Here is a 21,218-nt window from a genome sequence, read left to right as displayed (position 1 = left end):
ATCAAAAATAACCTTTTAACTTATTAATTTACCTGTTATTAGCAAAACAATATTATTTTTAATAATAAAGATATAATAGAGGTGCAAGAAGGAAAATAGAATTGGATGAAATTTGCATATAGGGATGAGAAGGGAGTCATGTAAAGTGATAAGTGATAAGGTAGCAACAAATGTGAATGAACAAGAGTTTAGTGTTACTGTCCAGACAAAATTGATGCAGAATTATAGAGTCGGGTCTATTATTCAGGGCGGAGCAAATATGTGCAGTACTTCTTGCATAGGGGAAGCAGGATATGAAGATGCACTATTTGTCACAGATTCGAGGGGAGAAATTTATTGTTTAAAGCAAGATTCAGGTAGTACAACTGGAATGGTAGGGGAAAAGATTGGAATGCATGGTAATCATGTTGCATTGGGAAGAGATAGTAATGGCAAGCTAATTATCTTTAGTAGCCAAGCAGAGCAGCTTTATTGCATGCAAGAGAAGAAGAAGGGAAGTTTTACGTTTAATTCCAGTGAAAATGTAGCCATTCCATTGCCAGTGAATGCTTCTTCTATAGAAGCCATTTGTGTGAAACAGATTAAAGAAGGAATGAGTATTGCCGTTTTTTATAAGACGCAGCTTGATGCAGCTTATTATGTGGCATATGGGATTTGGAAAGATCAGGCTCCAGAATTTAGGTTATTGCCTTCTACTTTCGGCAATACAGCATGTATTTGGTTAGGGAGTCAAGAAGAAGATTTAGCTTTAGCTGTCGTTGACAATATTGTGGCTACTTATCATTTGGCTAGTAAAAAAATAGAAACATATAGTTGTGATACGATTCTTCGTCCCATTGCTATTAAAAATGTAATTGGGCAAGCTGGTGAGGATATTATTTTTGCTATTATAAAAAATGGTAAGAATGCAGATTTGAGTGAACTTAAACTAAATCAGGACAAGAAAAACTGTGAAGTTATACCTTTATCTAAAGATAAATACTTTACTAGTTTTGATATTTGTAAGGTGCAACAGGATGAAGTTCACTTATTAGGTATTGCTACAGATAATGTTTTATATCATGCAGTTAAGCAAATAGATGAAAGTCAAACGACATCAGATTTAACACCAATAAGTTCGGGTATAGCACAGGTAAGTTGTTGTGGAAGTTATGCTAAGGAATTGACGGCATTTATAGTAGGTACAACACAAAATAGAGTGGCCCACTTTATTTATGAATTAGAAACAGGCAACTGGAATAGGCAATATACAGATTTGCCAACGGATACAGAGCATATTGAAGTTTATTCTTCTTATACTTCTGAAGTAATGGCTTATGATCCAGCAGGTGCCCTGTTAATTGCTACACCTGTTGAGATTTGGGCAGCAGAACTTACTAAAATTGAAACGAGGAGTGGGGTTTATTACGTAGGACCTCATAATAAGATTTTAACGTCAACTGATACAAGAGGTGTTTTATCCATTAGCCAAGAAACGAATATGCTTGCAAGTAGTGAAATAATCATCCATTTGCCAGCAGTAATGGCAGAGGATGAGACGCTAGTGATTAAGCAATTTGAGGGTGTTCAAACAAAGCTATATCAAGTTGATTCCAATCAGTTAATGAACGCAAAAAAAGCAGATGGAACTTATTTATTAGAAGATACTTATCGTACAGCTGAAACAACTACAAGTTTAGCGAATGCTATTTCTAAGTGTATGGGAATGGTAGAGCAGGTACCTGTAGGACATAAAAGTATGAATACTAGAGGAAAAGCAAAAGGCGTATATAAGGGGAAAATTATACAGTTAGATGAAATAAGAAAATTAAGAGTCCCTGAGAATCCTCAGCATTGGAGCTTAGAGTTTAGTGGAACTCAAGTGTGTTACCAAGATTTATCACTTGAAGAAGCTAATAATCAAATATTACTCATGAAACAAGGTAGTACCAATGTTCAAGGCATATTTAGCTGGATCACTAAGATCGGTGACTTTTTTAGAGGAGTTGTTGATAAAGTTATTGATGTTGTAAAAATGGTGATTACTACTGTTGTTGAAGGTATTAAGGTAGCTTTTGATTTTATTGTAGACGGTGTTAAATATGTATTTGAACAAATTGTTACTTTTGTAGAGGAAGCTTTTGATGTGGTAGAGATCATTTTTGATAAGGTGAAGGTTGCTTTTAAAGAATTATTCCAATGGTTAGGTTTTATTTTTAATTGGGATGATATTTTAAGGAGTAAAGAAGTTATTAGTTATTTAATGCAACAACAATTAGCTTTTATACAAGGTTCAGTAGAAGGTACTAAGGAAATTGTCATGAAGGGTATTGATGGCATTCAAAGCAAGGTGAGTACAATTTTTGACTGGGCAATTAAAAATATTGCAGGCAAAGAATCTTTACTAGGATATATTAAAGAAAATACACTAGATGATCCAGACATGGAAGAGGCGTATAGTAATAATTTTTTAATGGAGCAGTTTGAGAAAAATAGTCCTGCTATAGAAAGTGTAGTTTATGAAGCATTAGAGCAGGATAGTGTATTAGATGAATTTATTAAAGAACTAGAGAAGTTAATTGATTTTACAGAATCACAAGAAGCTTTTACAGAAGCTATAGCGTATTTTAAGCAAATAGGTAAAGCACCAGATGAATTATTTAATAACCTATTAGCCGGCTTATTTAAAATAATAGAAGGGATTGTTCAAGCGACTTTATCAGCTACTCAAGCTGTGCTGGGTGCATTATTCGATATTGTAGAGTACATAGTGGGCGCAATAACTAAGCTATTAACAACAGAAATAAAGATTCCTTTTATTTCACCCTTTTATAAAATGATTAGTGGTAATAGTGCACTAACATTATTAGATCTAGCGTCACTTATTATAGCAGTACCTGCAACTATTTTCTTTAAAATTGCTAAAAATAAAGCACCATTTCCTGACTCGGCAAGCATTGCAAGCTTTAAAGAACAGGTGAATGCAGAACGTATGTTAGCAGCAGCCGGATTTAAGGTGACGAATACTTTAAAAAGCTGTGTGGGTGCTGCTAGTGAGGTGGTTCAAGAATTATGCAAAGTCTTTGGAGCAGTTAGTAGTTTCTTTTTCTTTTCTTTTGCTGGAATTACTGATTGTATAAAAGATGCACCGAGTGCTATACAAATAATGCCTTTAATTGCAGAATTTTGTTGGCAAGGATTTAGCACACCTTGGATTGCATCAGATGGGGCACCAGATTGCTTTACAGAAGATGGGCAAAGCAAAGTTAATTGGATCTATATTAATTTAGGGTTAATAATAGATGGTGCATTTTATATACTAACTAAGAAATATGCAGATAGTGCAGAAGATCCAGGTAGACTAACTACAGCTATATATGGTTTGTTGCACATTATACCGACTACCCTTGCTTGTCTTCATGCAAAACCAGTAGCTATTGCAGCTAATGCTATTTCTCCAATTGTAGAGATATCAAAATTATTACTCTTAACAGAGGTTAGTGCAAGTACAGAAGGCATAAGTATAGCTTGTGCAGGTGTTATTGATGGCATGGCAGCTATTGCAATGCCAATATTAGTGACCTGTTCATAAATCATTAATAAGCATTACAAAATAAAAATAAATAGGAGTGAAGTATATGGGAGATTTTAATAATGTTTTTATGAGACCCAACTTAAGTAGTCAAGGAACAGTGCCAGCATCAGGAGATTATGCATTTTCACCGGATATATGGCCATCAGGATATGAGCCTATTACTGACTGGCAAGTTTCGCTTGTATCAGAGGATAGTTATACAAAACAATCAACAACAGATACAGTCCTAGGAAAAGATAACTATTTTTACATAAGGTGCAAAAATAATACCGATCGAACCATTTCTAGTAACGTTTCATTATATTATGCCCCAGCATCAACTATTACTTGGCCTAGTATGTGGCAAGATAATATTATTAAAACAGATTTAGGTGAAAATAAAGCACATATTGATTATTTAAAGCCAGGTAAAATAGGAACTATTGATAGACCTTTTGTATGGAGACATGTACCAAAGCCTAATAATGGAGATCATTATTGTATTATTGCTCAAATTAATGATGATCAAAATACGAATCCATTTCCAAGAGTAGATACACAGCTAGATCAAGCTAAATTAATGCTGAATAATCTGAGATGGGCTCAGAGAAATATTACTATTGTTGATAAAGGAGCACCTACTTTTTCTTATACGGCTGATATTAGTGTACCTATTAACATTACACCAGGTAGTAGAAAGTATAAAGTAAGTGTCATGCCTAAAGGATATATGGGTTGGGAAGTAGAATTTGTATGTAGTATGGGAGACTCTGAAAATAAGGCAATTAAGTTACAGAGAAATAAAATCACATCAGATAATATGGTTTTAGGATGTAGCTGTACTTTGGATCCAGGTTATTCAGCTAAGATTACAGTATATATGTATAATACTTCAGGGCAGGCATCAGCAGCTGGTGCAGAAGTGCCTTTAGAAGTCTCTTATCAAATAGACGATTCAGAGTTAAAGGAAGCATGCTTAAGAGGCTTAATAGATCCTGTGTATTCTAATCGACTTCATGCTGCAATAGAAGGTATAGAAAATGGATTAGAAGGTGGGATTGTTTATTATACTAAATTAGGTTCTTATTCTTCTTTAGCAAAATAATGATTTTCGCGAGATTTTAGGATATGAGAAGGTATCTGTAGCAGTTATTATAAAATGAAGGATATATGAGCGATTTATATCAGGTAGTAGGTGGGATGAATTTTACACCTATGGAAATGTAAGATGATAAAAAGCGATTTAAAGAAGAGGTATACTTCTTTAAGTCGCTTTTTAGTTTTATATAAATATAAGAAAAGGTAGCTTTTTATTATAAATCTAAAAAGGATATTGACTTGGAGTTAACTCAAGGATGTATAGTAACATTAGATGTAAGTAATTTGGAAATATAAAGGATGTACACCGTGCGTAAATGGCACAAGCATCCAGGAGGGCAGATTTTACTTGTAAAAGTGGAAAAGCCTCTTCTTCTCACACCATGATCCTCAGACTGTAGAATGGTTCATGAGTATTGTAAAATAGTAAGGTGAGAATTGGCCGGAACACATACTATAACATACATTTGAATAGTCTATGAAAGGTTGGTAGATAACATGAAGATAAGCAACAAAGAAGAATTTGTAAAGGTAAGTATGTTTGGAATTGGAGCGCCTAATGATGGCTTTGCACAGTATTTTAGCGGAGCATCTTTCCTTAATCCACTTACAGAGTATGGAAAATGTCCAGTATTTCTTGCAAATGTAACATTTGAACCCGGTTGCAGAAATAACTGGCACATCCATCATGCAGATAAAGGCGGCGGACAGATTCTAGTATGTACAGCTGGGAAAGGTTGGTATCAGGAATGGGGTAAGCCTGCACAGGAATTGAACCCAGGAGATGTGGTATATATTGCCTCTGGAATTAAACATTTTCATGGTAGTCAGAAAGATTCATGGTTTTCACACATTGCAGTTGAGTGTCCAGGAGAGAATTGCAGTAATGGATGGCTTGAGCCAGTAACCGACGAACAGTACGATAACTTATAAAAATTGATAAAGAAATAAAGGATTCAAGGGGGTTTTAAAATGAGTAAAAAAGTATTAGTTTTATCTGCAAGTCCAAGAAAAGGTGGTAATTCAGACCTGTTATGTGACAAATTCATAGAAGGTGCAACAGCAGCAGGGAATGAAGCTGAGAAGATATTTTTAAGAGATAAACGAATTAACTACTGCGTGGCCTGTGACAGCTGTCAAAAAAATACTGGGAAATGCGCCTTAAAAGATGACATGGAAGGAATTTTAGAGAAAATGATTACAGCAGATGTAATCGTTATGGCAACCCCTGTTTATTTTTATACCATGGATGCACAGATGAAAACCTTAATTGATAGAACCGTAGCAAGATATACCGAGATTAAAAATAAGGAATTTTATTTTATAGCAACAGCTGCTGATAGTAGTAATCAAGCTATGGAAAGAACGATAGAAGGTTTTAGAGGTTTTACAGACTGTCTTGGAGGGGCAAAAGAGAAAGGAATTATCTATGGAACAGGTGTATGGACTAAAGGAGAGGTAAAAAGAAGCCCAGCTATGAAAAAGGCTTATGAAATGGGAGAAAAGGTATAAAAGACATAAGTGGCATGAACAGAGCATTGTGTTATTGAGCCGGCTTATGAAAAAGGGATATAAATGATATAATGAAGAAAAGGAGGCTTTAATGATGACAATTGCTGAAGTAAGTAGAAAATATAACCTTTCTCCAGATACACTGCGTTATTATGAACGTATTGGACTTATTCCTGCTGTCCATCGTAATAAAAGTGGGATAAGGGATTATACAGAAGAAGCCTGTAAGTGGGTAGAGTTTATCAAGTGTATGAGAAGTGCAGGTATGCCCATTGAAGCGTTAATTGAATACGTAGCGCTATTTGCACAAGGAGATGAAACCATTGAAGCGAGAAAAGATCTTTTAATAGAACAGCGAAGACTTCTAGCAGAGAAAATGGAAGAAATCAGGGCAACTATAGAGCGCTTAGATTATAAAATAGAAGGATATGAAAAAGGGCTTGTAATAAAAGAAAAAGAACTAAGGGAAATGGAACTATAAGAGTGAATTGAAAAAGGTACTACTAGGATGGATGAAACTTCTAAGTAGTACTTTTTTTGTTTTAGAAAAATGAAGTTATTAGTTATTATATGGGCAGAGTAAATTAAGGCGTTTGGGAAGAAAATGAGAGGGGCTACCTATCCTACGGTGTTCCGCTCCGTATTTGTTAAGGCACTAAGCTCACTTTTTTGATGAACGCCTGAAAACTCGTTACACTCAAACACTCAGGCTAACTTCCATCAAAAAAGTTCACTAAGTGCCTTTAACAAATACTACGAAGTCACCCCTACGGATAGGTAGTCCCTCTCATTTTCCACAAACGTTAGTGACAGCACCTTAGGAATATAATAATACTACTATGAAGAGTTAAAAATAGGATTAGTTCAAGTAAAGCTTTAAATTAACTAATTTAAAAGTGTTTTTATCTTTTAGCTCTAGAATTACTTTATAGGTATTACTTTCGTCTAAGGTCATATTTATAAATGGATAGTAACCTATCGAATTATATCCAACCTCCCCCTTACTCACTAATTCATTAGTTGCTTCGTTATAAACTTCATAGCTGGCATTTTTAGCAAAAGTAGTAACATCAAATGTATAAGACCCAGTTTGAGTGGCGTCTACATAAAAAGTATATTTGCCATCACTAATAATGTTTTCAAGTAAATGAATACCCTTTAATTGCGTATTACTTCCCAAAAAGATTATTAGAACAATCATAAGAATGCTCATTCCCCATATCCATAATCTTTTAAAATCTAAACTTAAGTTCTCCGGTATCATATGAAGACCTACCTTTACTTGAAATTTATTCTTGTAGATGGATGCATTTTTTGTAATACAATAATGCCATCATACGCTTGTGAAGGAACCATTTTTAAGGTGTAAAAGGTTTTAAGAGCTTTTTGCCAACTATTGAACTCGGCACCAATATTTGTCATAGCTACTTGGCTATCAAGTATTTTCTTAAGCTCATTATTTTCTTTAGCGACCATAAAATCCATGAAATAGATATTGTCTTCTAGATTTTCAAACAGAGAGGTAAGTGCATTAGTATTGCTTAGTGTCATAATCATATCTTTTCCGGAACTATTTACAACATTAAAGGTACTTTCTAAAAAATCAGTACCAATGGCATAGTAAGCCTTACCATAGCTTTTTGCAAGTCGTTCTCCCATACAAGTAAATCCTGCAGATGAAGACGTTTTTTCTATGTGCCCATTATGACCGGTAATAAAAATCATTTGATTTTCTTCGTAATTGAGTATCCAATCAATTTTATCTTTCATATACTGGTCTCTTATATTGGCATAATTCATACCTGAACTACGCAAGGTTGCATTTTCTTTAATAGACTGGGCGCATTGCAGGGCAAATGCAAATTCTTTCTCACTTGATTGAGCTATGAAATCCTTCTTAGAGGCCATCATTATTTTCATTAAGGCATCTACTTTTGTCATTGCAACCTTTACCTTGATTTGATCCTGAGTGTAAACCGTTTGATCATTTAAATCAGAAAGTAGAGTTGAATATTGTTTTGAAAGCTGCTTATTTACTTTGTTAAGATAGTTAAACAAAAGCTCTTTGTTATTATCATAACGCTGCATATCAAAGCCATAGAACTTTAGCTTTTTATTTTCAGGTGCTGTTTGGTTGTAATTTCTCATCCACTCAATTAAATCAGCCATTTCTTGGGTTTTATAAATAGCAAATCCTATTTCAGTAGCCGCTTCTTTAGCAGTGCCAGGCCCTCCTGAAATATAGTCATTTACCTTTGCACTTCCACCAAAATCACCTTCTATTGCAAAGATGTGACAAATATTATTTTCTATTAAAGCTTTAAATACATCGAGCTTTAATGTCTGTAACTCGCTATTTCCATGTGTTGCTTCACCAAGACCTACTATTTTAATGGAAGGATCTACTGATATTTTGTCTACTGATATAACATAATTTTTTACTGCTATAGCCGGTTGAGCTTTAGTAGAGCTTACAAGAAAGCAAATTGATAAAATGGCTGATAAGACTAGGTATCTCTTTTTTCTCATTTATACTTTTCTCCTATAACTTTTTATGTTGATATTTCCAAGCTATGTATTTAACTAGTTTTATTAATAATTATATCGTTAATTAAAAGATTAATTAGAAAACTCATTAAAAATTAATTATTGAGACCGGCATAGGGCCTATAAACAAAGAAATAGAAAAGATACAACAGGAATTATAAAAAACAAAATACTAAAAAGGCACTACTAGGAAGTATTAAACTTCTAAGTAGCGCTTTTCTGGTGTTGCTCCAGACTCTTGTATTTTACCTTTATAAAAGCTAACCTGGCCTCAAAAAGAGCATAGTATGGCTCCTCAGCACTATATGATTTTTAGGGCTATGGGGATAGCAAGTATAAAAGTTAAACCAATGAGTGAGGAGCTCCTTAAAGTCTTGGCTGGTGCACCCTACTCAAGGAAGCAAAGACCTTAAGACTCTGGTTTGAAACTTTGTTTGATTAGTTTTTAGAATTATATATATGTGGGCAGCCAGTGGAATCCCTAATAAAAAATGAAAAATTTATGGACCATTTTTGCATATAACCTACCATGACAATTGTCACTCCTACCTTCGTTTTCTTGTCACTGTTTCTCACCACCGCACCTATGTTACATTATTACTATCAAATCACACCAGTGTGGGTATAAAGGGGAGAGGGGAGCTATGGGAGCTTTTGTAGAGGTTAATAAATTAGTTAAAATGTATGGAGATTTTTGTGCGGTTGATCATTTGAGTGTCAGCATTGAAGAAGGGGAAATCTTTGGGCTTTTAGGGCCTAATGGTGCTGGTAAGTCGACTACCTTAAGTGCTATTACCACTTTAAATAACTTTGAAAAAGGAAGTATTAAAGTTGGAGGTTTTGATATTGTAAAAGATAAAATGAAGGTCAAAGCATTAGTAGGAATGGTGCCACAGGATATTGCTGTTTATAAGCACTTAAATGCTTTAGAGAATGTGAAATTCTTTGCTTCTTTTTATGGATTAAAAGGAAAGGCATTGGAGGAGGCAGCATTAGAAGCGCTTGAATTCGTAGGACTAAGTGAAAAACTTAAGATGAAACCAAGGCAGATGTCAGGTGGTATGCAAAGACGACTGAATATTGCTTGTGGTATAGCTCATAGGCCAAAGCTGATCGTTATGGATGAACCTACCGTTGGCGTAGATGCTCAGTCTAGAGAGCATATTTTAAATTCGATTCGTATCTTAAAACAAAAAGGGACTACGGTGATTTATACATCACATTATATGCAAGAGGTAGAAGAAATTTGTGATCATATTGCTATTGTGGATCATGGAAAGCTTATTGCTAATGGAACTAAAGAAGAGCTAGTATCCTTGGTAACAGATATAAAAGGCTGCAGTATCACAACGAGAATCACAAGTAAGGTAGATACTGAGCAGCTAAAAAAAGAACTTTCTGTACTACCTGGAGTAGTGAGAGTTAGCTTAGAGGAAAATGAAATCCACTTAGACTTATCTATTAAATGTGAAAATATGATGCCAATTCTAGAGGTAATTAATAATGATAAGCTGCCTATTATGAATGTGACAAGTGAAAAACCAAATCTAGATATGACGTTCCTAAGTTTAACAGGACGAGAGTTAAGATAGGGGGAAATTACATGAAAAATATAATTTTAAACGAATTTAAAAGTTTTTTGCGTAATCCGTATTTAATCTTTGTTCTTATTATATTTCCAGTAGTATTAGTTTATATTTTAGGAAGTTTCTTAGAGGGGGTACAGACTGCTGACCAAGCTATTGGGGCTGTTCATTTAGGCTATTTTATAAGTAAAGATCAAGCAGATGAAGCAGAACAAATAAAAGCAGTACAAATAAGAAGTTTGCTAGAAACTACAAATGAGAAGCTAAATGAAGCAAACGTTCTATTTGAAGAAGTGTCTTTGAAGGAAGATGGGTTAACACTTCTACAAGAGCAGCTAGTTGATGCTTATCTTGTTTATGAGGCAGGTAGCTTAAAACTTTACGAAGGAACAGACGTTTATTTAAACCATACAGTCAAATGTATGATAACAGGTATGTTAAAGCAAATGGATGTATATGAAATAGCGACTAATAGTTTAAATACTAGCAGCTTTCATTTTGACGAAATGCAATTAGCCAATGAAAAAACATATACAGTATCTAAAAAGTTACAAACACAAATGTCAATGATGGATTATTATGCTATTGCCATGACCACTATGACCGCTTTTTTTGGGAGCATTGGTTCTTGCATGGCATTTACAGATGAGAAAAATAGTAAGACAATTAATAGGCTTATTATATTGCCACAGAATCGTTTTAAGCTTTTTGCGGGAAAAGTAGTAGGTTTGATGCCACAAGCTATTTTGCAGGTGACAGTGATTATGGTAGTAAGTAGCTTCGTTTATGGCGCTTCTTACGGCAAGGATTTAGCTAGTAATCTTCTATTATTTGCATTATTTGCAGGAACGTCGGTTACTGTAAGTGCTATTGGCATATTATTAAGTTTAATTTTTAAGAAATCTATGGTAGTTCTTTTATTTGCAGTGAATTGGCTCCTCTTGTTTTTTAGTGGTATATTTGCCATGGCAATGGCAATAAAACCGCTATGTGATTATTTACCACCTTATATACTTAATCAAGCAGCTATTAAGCTCAGTTTATTTGGAGAATCCCAAGAGGTTTGGTGCATCATAGGTGTTGAATTAATCATTACAATGAGTGTACTTGTTTTAGGTGGCATTATTTTTAGCAAAAAACAAGAGGAAAGGGGCTAAGTTATGAAAAATATAGTAACCTTTTTTGATATGAGTTTAAAGCGCAACTGGTTTTCAATTATTTTTGCTGTTGCATTAGGTGTATTACTTTGTGTAATGCAAGAAAGTTTTGGTGGTAACTTTAATACAGCTTTTAGAGAAATGAAAGTGGCAGTTATAGATCAAGATAAAAGCGCTTTATCAAAGCAATTGATCAGCTATCTTAAAGAAGAAATTGGCATGCAAATTGATACAGGGAAATCCTATGAGGCTTATAGCAATGAGTTGCTAAACCGAGAGCTGTCAGCTATAATTGAGATAAATAAGAATCTTCAAAACGAACTAGTTGCTCAGCGCACTATTGAGCCTATTCAAGTAACCACCATTAATAACTATGCCAATGAAGCTTTTATCAAAGCCTATGTAGATGTGTATGTGGAAAGTGTAGAGGTACTGGGTGCTGCTAGTGGAGGAGATAGTAAGCAGTTTGAGGTGCTATTAGAGGAAATGCAAGATGGCGATCATGGACTAGAGCTTATAAGTGCTAGTGAGACCATGATAGAAAGATATACTGCCGGTGTTGGCTTTAAGTTAACACAGGGTTTTTATTTGAATTTTATTTTCTATATTGGTTTATTTATTGGGTTGATGATTGTAACAGATCATGTAGAGGGCACCTTTAAGAGAATACAAAGTACACCCATGAGACCTATAGAGTATATTTTAGGAACAGCTCTTTATGCACTCATTGTAGGTAGTATTTCATCAGTTATTTATATAGGTTATTTAGGTTTTAAGCAAAGTGATGTAGGCTTACCTTTTTGGATGGTGGCTTATTTGTTATTAGTATTTGTCTTAATTGTTATTGGTATTTCTATGATTTGTGCCTTTATAGTGAAGACGAAATTGGGAGTGGTTTTTTCTATTTATGGTGCTGGATGTATGGCAGCTATTTTAGGTGGTGCTTACTTTGAAACCAATATGGCACCAGAATTTATGAGGAGTCTTGCTAAGATTGTGCCACACTATTGGTATATGGAATGTATTAGAGGTATGCAGGAAAGAGGAAGTTATAATCCTATGGGGGCTCTCATTATTTTAGGATTATATGCCTTGTTCTTTATGTTATTAGGGGCAGTATTATTTAATAAACAGCTTACAACGAATGAGTAAGCCATAAGGATGGGGAAAATGAAAGAAACAACAAGGGTATTTGCTATATATAAGGTGATTGCGTTAGCCATAAGCTTGGTTTTCATGCAGCAATATAGCAAGGAAACTGTTTTTATAACAGGTTCAGCCCTTGCTTTTTTATGCATTTTTATAATAATGTATGCGCTTGATTTAAAGTGCAATGGGTGGAAAAGAGAAAGTCTAAAGGGTAAGTGGCTGGGGAAAGTAAATCTATTTTTAATTCTTCTTTTAGAGGGAGTATTACTCGGATTAGGAATAGAAGAATGGCAGCCTATTTTTATTGTATTAGGGATAGAACTTATAAGCTATTTAACAGAGGAACATGACTTCTACGGCTTGAGCGTAGCCGGGTTTATAGTGATGCTTGGGATTTACCCAGGATCTATTAACTTGGTTCTTATTAATATATTGGTTTTAATAACCTTATTGATTACAATAAATGATAGTAAAAAGCTAAGTTTTTATAAAATACTTAATAGAGATCAAAGAGAACAACTGATTCATCTAGAAGAACAGATTAAAGATAATGAAAGGCTTATTAAAACGATTAAATACTCAGCAGTTTTAGAAGAAAGAAATCGTTTATCAGCCAGATTGCATGACAAAATAGGGCATAGTATATCCAGTAGTATTATTATGTTAGAAGCAGCTATGCTTCAGATGAAGAAAGATCAAGAGAAGGCACTCATTAGCATGCAAAAGGCTACAGCTCATTTAAGAGAAGGTGTAGATGATATTAGGAAGGCATTAAGAGAAGAGAGGCCCATTAGAAGTGACCTAGGAAGTAGTGATATTCAGCTGTTATTAGATGAAGCTAATGCAAAATATGAATTACATACTATTTATCGAACAGAAGGTGATCTAGAACAGGTTAACTTGGAATTATGGCAGTGCATTAAAGAAAATGTAGGAGAGCTTTTAACCAATGTATTAAAGCATTCGAAGGCTAGTGCTTTTACTGTGGAGATTAAGGTGATGACTGCTATGGTGAAGGTGAGCTACTATGATAATGGGGTTTGTAAAGGCAAGCTAATTAAAGGGTTAGGCCTAGAAGCAGTTGAAGAACGTACCATTAAATGCAATGGGAAATGCTTTTTTGAAATGAATGAAATGGGTTTTAAGGTGATAAATATCTTTTTAATTTCATAAGGGGGAATTTCTGTGATTCATATTATTTTGGTAGATGATGATGCCATGATTAGAGAAGGGCTAAAAATGATTATAGAGACCCAGGAAGATTTTATTTTAGATGCTGTATGTGAAAATGGGGAAAAAGCCATAGAGGCCTGCAGACTTTATAAGCCAGAGGTAACACTTTTAGATATCAGAATGCCTGGCATGAATGGGATTGAAGTTGCTAAGCTCCTTATAGAAGAGAACATTAGCAAACCATTGCTATTAACAACCTTTGATGAACCAGACTTGATTTTAAATGCCATGAAAGCAAATGTCTATGGCTATATTTTAAAAAGTGCTTCAGCAGATACCATGCTTTCTGCTATTCGAACAGTAGCTTTAGGAGGAAATGTTTTTCAAAAGGATGTTATGGATTTTATTACTTCCCAGGTATCAGAACAAAAGCAAAAGGAAAATCATTTATTTGATAGCTTAACAGAAAGAGAAGTGGAAGTAGCAGCGGCTATTGCAGAAGGCTTGTCTAATAAAGAGATTGGGAAAAAGCTGTTTATTTCAGATGGAACTGTAAGAAATCACATTAGCGTTATTTTGAGTAAAACAGGACTTGAACATCGTACCCAAATTGCAGTAAGATATTTGACTCGTTAAGAGGTGTAAGTCATTAAGGAGATGAAGGAAATGAATAGAGAAATGCTTTATAAACAAATGGAAGACTTAAAAGAAAAGGGACTTATAAAGGAACTATTTGAATTAGTAGAGAATAAACTCTTTTCAATAACGAACATGTCTTGCAGCTTACCGTATTACCAGATATTGAAGGCTATTCCTTTTGAACAAATACCTTCTGTACTCAGTAAATTGATAGTAGCTTGGTTGGCCTTCCTAAATGGTGATAATAACTATGCTTATGGTAATATGAAAAAGCTTGAAGAAGAAGAAATGACCAATAAGCAGTTAATAGCTTTTTATTACTCACTTCAAGCATTAATGACCTTTAATACAGAGGCTGAGAAGAAGTTAGCTCTAGCAAAACTTAGTGTAGAAGTATTGCCGCCCGAAGAATGTTCTTTATTTATGGCCAATGCCAAGCTTACCTATGCTCAAATGCTAGCCGGCTTTTTAAGGTACAGAGAAGCAGCACTATTATTCGATGAAGCTTACCAGATGTTTTTTAACCTGAGATTAGATTTCCCAGCTAGCGTAGCCCTTACAAATAAACTACTTAATTTATATTATCTAGGAGACATGAGAAGGGTGATTGAAGAAAGTAATCAAACCTTGATTCAAATAGGCGATATGAGTGAGAGAGATAAGGGATATTGGGACATTATTTATTTACCACTTGGTATGTGCTATTTTCAAATGGGAAAGTTAAAACTGGCATGCAAGTATTTAAAATTAGCTAAAACGTGTATAGAAGATACACAAATGCTTCATATGCAAGGTGTAGTGGAGCCTTTTTTAATGAAGGCTTATTACTTGCTGGATGAACAAAGGCATATGCAAGAAGTGATGTCAGATCTTTTAGCTAGATTAGGGCATATGCATTATATTTATAGAGAACTATTTCAATGCTTGTACTATGTTTTAACAGAAGATACGACTTATACAAATAAAGAAGAAATAGAGGCAATGATTGAGCGCCTTGAAATGGAATTTACAAAAAATCATTATCAAGGGCAGTATCAAGTAGTGGAACTTTTACTCTTGCTTCAGCAAAAAGGGCTGAGCCATATTATAACCATTCCTTATTTATTAGATATGTTGAAAAAAGTGCGTTTTACAGGTATGAGGACACAGCTTCAAGAACTGCTTATTTTCTTAGCGGAAATTAACTTAAAAGCTAATAGGAAAAAAGAGGCTATCAGTTGTTTAAAGGAAGCTGTGCAAGTTCAAAGAGAAACAGGTATTGTAGCAAGCTTTTACTTATTGGGAAGAGAAATCCTACCTTTGCTAAAAAAGATAGATCAAGAAGTATACCTTCTCGTAGCACAATTTCATAAGGAGAATGAAACGAGTAAAGTAGGCATTAAAAAAGAAGAGTATCTTTTAACACCAAAGGAAAGAGAAATCTTAAGCCTAGTAGCAGAAGGAAGAAGTAATGCAGAAATAGGAGATCAGCTTTATCTAACGATTGGAACTGTTAAATGGCATATGAATCATATATTGGGAAAACTAGAAGTGAAAAATCGTATACAAGCAGTGAGTGAAGCCAGGAAGTTAGGGGAAATTACCTAACTTTAGTTAGGCGAAGGACGTTACCAACTTTGTTACAATGAAGGAGGTTTAACAAAGGAGGTAAGAAAATGGAAACTCTAGAAAGTCATTTTCATTTATGGTATGGTGTCATATTTTTTATTTTGCTTTATGGGATTGCTATTTTATTTGTGCCGTTTTATAAAAAGATGGATCGTAAACCAGCTACAGCTTATATGGCATTTGTAATTGCTTTTGCTATAGAAATGCATGGGATTCCTATGAGTATGTATTTTATTTCATGGCTTATAGGTAAGAGGCTTCCAGAAGGGGTATTGTGGGGGCATACACTAGTAAATCAAATAGGATATTTAGGAATGTATCTCAATATCGCTCTAAGTATAAGTGGTATCATGATTATTGCTAATGGTTGGTATAATATCTATCATAAATATTGGGCAAAAGAAGCAGGTAAAGGGAAAGTGGTTAAAACAGGCATTTATAAGTATATTCGTCATCCACAGTACACAGGCTTTATGATGATTACTTTGGGGATGCTATTAGAATGGGCGACACTCCCGATGCTTTTAATGTGGCCTTTTATTGTATGGCTTTATAATAGGTTAGCAAGAAAAGAAGAAAAGGATATGATAGAAGAGTTTGGTGAGGAATATCTCAGTTACATGGAAAGAACCAAGCGCTTTATTCCATTTGTAATATAAAGAGGAGAAATAGAAATGATACATTTTAAGACATTAATCATAGGGGTAGTAGGTCTTATAGTAGCAGTCACTAGTGGTTGTATGGCTGAAGAAGCAAGCAAGGCGGTAGATGATATTTTAGGGAGAAGTTATCAGGAAATGAAGGTAAGTTCTACTTCTATTAATGAAGCAAATCGATTATTAACGCAAACAGTAGCTCAGAAAAAACAGAATGAGCCTCAAGGAGATAATTTAAGTCCAGCACTTAGCTTTGATGAAGTGGAAGGTGCTAACTGCTATGCTATTTATATGTTTGACAAAACAGCTAATCATTGGTTACATTGGCGTGCTATTATAACCAATGCCACGGATTTAGAACAAGGTGCTTATACAGAAACAAAGGATTATATAGGACCCTATCCACCTAAAAGTAGAGACCATAGTTATTGTATAGAAGTTTATGCTTTAAAACACAAACCAACTAATGAGATAGGAAAGATGGATGGTACTAATTCTTATGAAAAGGTTGTTAAAGCACTTGACCATGTCAATGACGAGTCGGGAAATATACTAGGTTATGGCTCTGTCACAGGATATTATAAGCATGGAGACATGACAAAATAAAAATAATAGATATATTGAAATAATAAGGCCAAGAAGATAGTAACCATATTTTCGTGGCTTTATTATTGAAGGATAAAAAGTGACAAAATTTACTCAATAACCATGCTAAACTATTAAAAAAGATAGGAGGCAAGAGAAATGAAAAAGGGAGCAGTAGCTTTGATCGTAAGTCTTATGCTAATGACTATAGTATTTGCTAAAGAGCCAACAAAAGTATCAGTTGTTATTAAAACACAAACAATACAGTGTAATGGGGAAGCGCAGAAGAAATTGGTTATCCAGCATAGAGGAACTACCTATGTACCATTAAGAGAATTAGGAAATATGTTGAAGGTTAGTGTAAGTTATAAAGATGATACTATTATTGTAGGAAGTTCTCAAGCAGCAACTAGTGTACAAAGTACTGAAGTGGCTGAATTAAAAGCACATATAGTGCAAGCAGAAATGAAGTATCAGCACTACCAGGGAAATAACGTGATGGGTGCAGAAAATATGATTATTTATAATGGTACTACCTATATGCCACTTCGAACCTTTGGAAAAATTGTAGATACCGATATCTCCTATGAAAATGGTAATATTATCATAGGAACAGTAGGGAAAAAGGACAAAGAACTTAATCAATCTACTAATCAGACAAAGCCTGTTCCCCTAGGAACAGAGCAGTTAGTAACAGTAAAATCAGGATTAAAAGAATATAGTGCTAAGATTAAGATTAATGAAGTATTAAGAGGTGATGAAGCCTGGTCAGTATTAGAAGAAATAAGTAGTAACAAGCCCGCACAAGAGGGTAAAGAATATGTTTTAGTGAATTTTTTAGTGGAAGTGGTATCTGTACAAGATGAAGGCGTGGTAAGCTTTGGAACTAGTCTGTCTGGAGGCGAAAGTACCAATATGAAAGGGACAGTAAGCATATCCTACCATGACTTTATACCTTATAATAGTCAAAATGCTAGATACGAGTCTGAATATGTAAAAATGCCATATACAGCACTTCAAGGAAGAGTCAAGGCGGGAGATCAATTAGATGCATGGGGTGTTTATGTAATAGATGAAAAAGATACAGCACCTAAATTACTATTTGGATATAATTTTTCAACTGCTACAGGTGGTACATGGTTTAGTTTGAGTTAAAGAAAAGGGGATATAGTTTTATTCTTGCTGTATGCGGGGGTGGAATATGGGAGAACTAAGATATCAAATAAGAAAAGTGTTAGTAGGAATAAGTCTAATAAGCGTAGCTTTATTGCTAGGATGTAATAGGATTAATACTCATCCAGAAACTATAAGAGAAAATAATTCAGGAACAGTGGTACAAGAAGAGGCTTTGATAGAACAGGCACCTATAGCTAAAGTAATAGATGACCTAGAGTGGAAATGGATGACAGATCCTAAGGAAGAAACCATGCTTAATGGGCAATTAGTTTATCCTAAAACTTCTTTGTACTTAACAAGTAAAACAAATCCTACGCTTTGTATCGATTTAAAACATCAAGTAGTGGGGATTTACCAAGAAGATGAACAAGGAAGAGACATTTATCCTAAAGATGCTTATTTACCTTTAAGTAATTGGTTTGCAGGCGGGGGAGAAAATATCATGATTAAATTAGAAAATGCTACGAGCTTTTATGTCATGGTAAATCCTGTTGAAGAAGGCACTCCAGATTATATAGGAAGAGGACCAAGTACGTCATGGCAAGATTATTTACCTATTGCCAAGGTGACCTACAAGTTAGATGAGAAGGGTAGTATAAAAGAAATGAGCGGTGAGATATATGAAGTAGATTACAGTGCCTTTTTCAAAGAGAGTAAGCCAGTTCCATTGCAACTTGAATATGCTGTATGGGAAAGAAAAACCAAGCATGGGCCAAGTAGTTGGTATAGGCTTTATTTGAATTTAAAAACAAATCGAGAAGAAACCATAGATTTAGGTTTGTACTTATCTAAGCCTCAGTTAGTGGTTAAAGAAGAGATAAAGGATATAAAGGATATAAAGTTGCCCAAGGAAACAATAGCTGTACTACAAGGAACATATGAGGAGCAGGAGCGTGTAATAAAAGAGTATTTTATACTTTATCTTAAAGATGATTATTTAAGGCTTCAATATACAGAGGTAAATCATGAAGAATTTACCTATACCAAAGAAATATATAAGCAAGCCGTAACAGATGGGCAGGATATACAGTTAGGTGAAATGAAAGTACGAAGCCAGCCATATATAGCGGATGAAGGATATCATCCTGTAGTGTACAATGGTAGCTTGCTAGGTGGTTCAAAGGATAATATGGTTTATTCTTATTTAGAAATGTGTCAATATATTCATCAAGATGAACATTATAAGGTTTATAGTCTAGAAAAGGGCTACATAAAGGAAATTGAACATTCTCAGTTTAGTTTAAAACAAGATAATGTGATCAATGCCAATTCCTATAGAGGGGAAATACAAATAGATGAAAAGATGCCTTATCTAGCAGTTAGTGGTACATGGGAAGCAATGCCTAGAATACCTAAGGCGCAAAGTATAGATAGTTATCAAAAGTTTTTCCCTAATGCTACAATTTTACAAAACTACCGTATTGATATTGAAGGAGACGGGCAAGATGAAGTGGTACTGATACTACAAGAAGAAGGAAATACAAAGCTAATACTTCGAAAAATAGGTGATGATGGCACTGTACATACTATGAGAGAGATTATTAGTTTAGTTACAGAAGACAAAGGAAGGATTGTAGCTATTGCTGATGTGCAAAATGATGGTGTTGTGGAAATAGTTGTTGAATCTGAAGAGTGGGGAAATCCAGGATATAAGGTATATGGTTATCAAAATGGCTCATTGTACGAAGTATTTGGTGATGTGGAAGATATACACTGTTGGCACTAAACGAAGATGTATTTTAAAACATAGATTGAGCCATAATAATCAGAGTAATGTTTAATCATATAAAAAGGAGCATCATTTATGATCAGTCGTGTACTTTCTATACTTTTATTAACAACCTGCTTAGTAAGTAATAGTGGAAAGGTTCAGGTTATTCCAGTAGAGGTCGATAGTTCTAGAGAAGCTGAAGTAATTAGGATTACTTTGCAAAAATTAGATCAAGTATTAAAGGATAAAAACGGTGTTCCTATGTTACAGGTTCAAGGCAATATCCCTGTAGTTACTATAGGGGGTAATCAAAAAGCTACTAAAAAGATGAATGATTTTTATCAAAATAAAAAGAAAGCTTTTGAAATACAGCAAGCTATTGATTTTAAACAAGCCCAAGAAGATTATAAAGGGCGAAGTGAGGAAGAAAGAGCCTACTGGGAAGGTTATGGCTTAGGTATGAGTTATATGCCAGAAAGGCTAGATGAAAAAGTAATTAGTTTGGTAGAAAATAATGATGAATATACAGGTGGTGCACATCCTAATAGTTGGCGTTATGCTCAAAATTTTGCTCCTAATACGGGCAGGCGATTAACTTTAAAAGATATTACCACAAATGAAAAAGCAGCTATTACTTTTATTAATCAAGAGTTACTAAAACAAACTAATAAGTATGAATATAAAGAATATTTTTTTGAAGGCTATGAAAAAAACATCAAGGATATTTTAACAGAAGATACTTGGTACCTTTCAGATAATGGGTTTGTGGTCATCTCTAATGAATATATTATTTCACCTCATGCGGTAGGTATTTTAGAATTTACGATTCCTTATGAGGCATTTCCTTATTTAAAGAAAGAATATAGACCATTAAGCAAAGGAGTACCTAATGAAATGACTTCTCCTATGGAAAATAAGGTGTACTAAGTCGTTATATATAGGTTTGGTTTCAACAAGAAATAGTGTATGTATGAGTATACGATTTTGAAAAATGAGAGGGATAGAGCACCTTAATTATCCCAAATAGCTATATGGATGTTAGAATAAAAGAGATATAAAGTACATCTT

Annotated in this window: 18 protein-coding genes; 16 read left to right on the top strand and 2 right to left on the bottom strand. The window is 34.4% G+C overall.

The genetic code is table 11. From position 1 onward, the window contains the following. Positions 1-145 precede the first annotated feature (145 nt). The 5 genes from CLOLE_RS15985 to CLOLE_RS15965 all read left to right on the top strand — a co-directional run bounded on the left by CLOLE_RS15985 (position 146) and on the right by CLOLE_RS15965 (position 6,644). Positions 146-3,571: a hypothetical protein gene (locus tag CLOLE_RS15985; protein WP_013658170.1), complete on the top strand. Its 3,426-nt coding sequence runs from the start codon at positions 146-148 to the stop codon at positions 3,569-3,571. 46 nt (positions 3,572-3,617) lie between these two features. Further along, entirely contained in the window at positions 3,618-4,658 is a 1,041-nt protein-coding gene (locus CLOLE_RS15980) for a hypothetical protein (protein ID WP_013658169.1), read from the top strand. A 491-nt stretch (positions 4,659-5,149) separates the two neighbouring features. Continuing rightward, positions 5,150-5,584 (top strand): cupin domain-containing protein, encoded by a 435-nt coding sequence (locus tag CLOLE_RS15975; RefSeq protein WP_013658168.1) that lies wholly within the window; start codon positions 5,150-5,152, stop codon positions 5,582-5,584. Positions 5,585-5,623: 39 nt separating this feature from the next. Further along, the gene (locus CLOLE_RS15970) at positions 5,624-6,163 is read left to right on the top strand and encodes a flavodoxin family protein (protein WP_013658167.1); all 540 of its coding nucleotides are present in this window, start codon (positions 5,624-5,626) and stop codon (positions 6,161-6,163) included. Between the two features lie 94 nt (positions 6,164-6,257). After that, positions 6,258-6,644, top strand: coding sequence for a MerR family transcriptional regulator (locus CLOLE_RS15965; RefSeq protein ID WP_041713059.1), 387 nt, complete (start codon positions 6,258-6,260; stop codon positions 6,642-6,644). Positions 6,645-7,022: 378 nt separating this feature from the next. Here the strand turns inward: CLOLE_RS15965 and CLOLE_RS15960 are convergent, their stop codons facing one another. Both CLOLE_RS15960 and CLOLE_RS15955 read right to left on the bottom strand, forming a co-directional pair. Beyond that, entirely contained in the window at positions 7,023-7,427 is a 405-nt protein-coding gene (locus CLOLE_RS15960) for a hypothetical protein (protein WP_013658165.1), read from the bottom strand. A gap of 14 nt (positions 7,428-7,441) precedes the next feature. Then, positions 7,442-8,692, bottom strand: a complete 1,251-nt coding sequence (locus CLOLE_RS15955) for an erythromycin esterase family protein (RefSeq protein ID WP_013658164.1) — start codon at positions 8,690-8,692, stop codon at positions 7,442-7,444. 662 nt (positions 8,693-9,354) lie between these two features. Between CLOLE_RS15955 and CLOLE_RS15950 the strand changes: the two genes are divergently transcribed. The 11 genes from CLOLE_RS15950 to CLOLE_RS15900 all read left to right on the top strand — a co-directional run bounded on the left by CLOLE_RS15950 (position 9,355) and on the right by CLOLE_RS15900 (position 21,077). Next, the gene (locus CLOLE_RS15950) at positions 9,355-10,302 is read left to right on the top strand and encodes an ABC transporter ATP-binding protein (RefSeq protein ID WP_013658163.1); all 948 of its coding nucleotides are present in this window, start codon (positions 9,355-9,357) and stop codon (positions 10,300-10,302) included. A gap of 11 nt (positions 10,303-10,313) precedes the next feature. Next, positions 10,314-11,453 carry an ABC transporter permease gene (locus CLOLE_RS15945; RefSeq protein ID WP_013658162.1) on the top strand — a complete coding sequence of 380 codons (1,140 nt, stop codon included), beginning with the start codon at positions 10,314-10,316 and terminating at the stop codon, positions 11,451-11,453. Positions 11,454-11,456: 3 nt separating this feature from the next. Continuing rightward, entirely contained in the window at positions 11,457-12,605 is a 1,149-nt protein-coding gene (locus tag CLOLE_RS15940) for an ABC transporter permease (RefSeq protein ID WP_013658161.1), read from the top strand. 18 nt (positions 12,606-12,623) lie between these two features. Beyond that, positions 12,624-13,775 carry a sensor histidine kinase gene (locus CLOLE_RS15935; protein ID WP_013658160.1) on the top strand — a complete coding sequence of 384 codons (1,152 nt, stop codon included), beginning with the start codon at positions 12,624-12,626 and terminating at the stop codon, positions 13,773-13,775. Positions 13,776-13,787: 12 nt separating this feature from the next. Further along, positions 13,788-14,411: a response regulator gene (locus tag CLOLE_RS15930; RefSeq protein WP_013658159.1), complete on the top strand. Its 624-nt coding sequence runs from the start codon at positions 13,788-13,790 to the stop codon at positions 14,409-14,411. 30 nt (positions 14,412-14,441) lie between these two features. After that, positions 14,442-16,001 carry a response regulator transcription factor gene (locus CLOLE_RS23650; RefSeq protein ID WP_013658158.1) on the top strand — a complete coding sequence of 520 codons (1,560 nt, stop codon included), beginning with the start codon at positions 14,442-14,444 and terminating at the stop codon, positions 15,999-16,001. 68 nt (positions 16,002-16,069) lie between these two features. After that, positions 16,070-16,681, top strand: a complete 612-nt coding sequence (locus tag CLOLE_RS15920) for a methyltransferase family protein (protein ID WP_013658157.1) — start codon at positions 16,070-16,072, stop codon at positions 16,679-16,681. A gap of 15 nt (positions 16,682-16,696) precedes the next feature. After that, positions 16,697-17,284, top strand: coding sequence for a YbhB/YbcL family Raf kinase inhibitor-like protein (locus CLOLE_RS15915; protein WP_013658156.1), 588 nt, complete (start codon positions 16,697-16,699; stop codon positions 17,282-17,284). Between the two features lie 138 nt (positions 17,285-17,422). Further along, positions 17,423-18,418, top strand: a complete 996-nt coding sequence (locus CLOLE_RS15910) for a stalk domain-containing protein (RefSeq protein WP_013658155.1) — start codon at positions 17,423-17,425, stop codon at positions 18,416-18,418. A 46-nt stretch (positions 18,419-18,464) separates the two neighbouring features. Continuing rightward, positions 18,465-20,165, top strand: a complete 1,701-nt coding sequence (locus CLOLE_RS15905; protein ID WP_013658154.1) for a hypothetical protein — start codon at positions 18,465-18,467, stop codon at positions 20,163-20,165. A gap of 78 nt (positions 20,166-20,243) precedes the next feature. Next, positions 20,244-21,077: a DUF3298 and DUF4163 domain-containing protein gene (locus tag CLOLE_RS15900; RefSeq protein WP_013658153.1), complete on the top strand. Its 834-nt coding sequence runs from the start codon at positions 20,244-20,246 to the stop codon at positions 21,075-21,077. Positions 21,078-21,218: the final 141 nt, after the last annotated feature.

The sequence above is a fragment of the Cellulosilyticum lentocellum DSM 5427 genome, assembly GCF_000178835.2.
GTDB lineage: Bacteria > Bacillota > Clostridia > Lachnospirales > Cellulosilyticaceae > Cellulosilyticum > Cellulosilyticum lentocellum.
This window is presented reverse-complemented; position numbering and strand designations above follow the sequence as displayed.

Excerpts from the sequence above, each read along its gene's own strand:
- CLOLE_RS15980 (WP_013658169.1), top strand. The coding sequence starts at position 3,618 with ATGGGAGATTTTAATAATGTTTTTATGAGACCCAACTTAAGTAGTCAA.
- CLOLE_RS15975 (WP_013658168.1), top strand. The coding sequence starts at position 5,150 with ATGAAGATAAGCAACAAAGAAGAATTTGTAAAGGTAAGTATGTTTGGA.
- CLOLE_RS15970 (WP_013658167.1), top strand. The coding sequence starts at position 5,624 with ATGAGTAAAAAAGTATTAGTTTTATCTGCAAGTCCAAGAAAAGGTGGT.
- CLOLE_RS15965 (WP_041713059.1), top strand. The coding sequence starts at position 6,258 with ATGACAATTGCTGAAGTAAGTAGAAAATATAACCTTTCTCCAGATACA.
- CLOLE_RS15960 (WP_013658165.1), bottom strand. The coding sequence starts at position 7,427 with ATGATACCGGAGAACTTAAGTTTAGATTTTAAAAGATTATGGATATGG.
- CLOLE_RS15955 (WP_013658164.1), bottom strand. The coding sequence starts at position 8,692 with ATGAGAAAAAAGAGATACCTAGTCTTATCAGCCATTTTATCAATTTGC.
- CLOLE_RS15950 (WP_013658163.1), top strand. The coding sequence starts at position 9,355 with ATGGGAGCTTTTGTAGAGGTTAATAAATTAGTTAAAATGTATGGAGAT.
- CLOLE_RS15945 (WP_013658162.1), top strand. The coding sequence starts at position 10,314 with ATGAAAAATATAATTTTAAACGAATTTAAAAGTTTTTTGCGTAATCCG.
- CLOLE_RS15940 (WP_013658161.1), top strand. The coding sequence starts at position 11,457 with ATGAAAAATATAGTAACCTTTTTTGATATGAGTTTAAAGCGCAACTGG.
- CLOLE_RS15935 (WP_013658160.1), top strand. The coding sequence starts at position 12,624 with ATGAAAGAAACAACAAGGGTATTTGCTATATATAAGGTGATTGCGTTA.
- CLOLE_RS23650 (WP_013658158.1), top strand. The coding sequence starts at position 14,442 with ATGAATAGAGAAATGCTTTATAAACAAATGGAAGACTTAAAAGAAAAG.
- CLOLE_RS15920 (WP_013658157.1), top strand. The coding sequence starts at position 16,070 with ATGGAAACTCTAGAAAGTCATTTTCATTTATGGTATGGTGTCATATTT.
- CLOLE_RS15915 (WP_013658156.1), top strand. The coding sequence starts at position 16,697 with ATGATACATTTTAAGACATTAATCATAGGGGTAGTAGGTCTTATAGTA.
- CLOLE_RS15910 (WP_013658155.1), top strand. The coding sequence starts at position 17,423 with ATGAAAAAGGGAGCAGTAGCTTTGATCGTAAGTCTTATGCTAATGACT.
- CLOLE_RS15905 (WP_013658154.1), top strand. The coding sequence starts at position 18,465 with ATGGGAGAACTAAGATATCAAATAAGAAAAGTGTTAGTAGGAATAAGT.
- CLOLE_RS15900 (WP_013658153.1), top strand. The coding sequence starts at position 20,244 with ATGATCAGTCGTGTACTTTCTATACTTTTATTAACAACCTGCTTAGTA.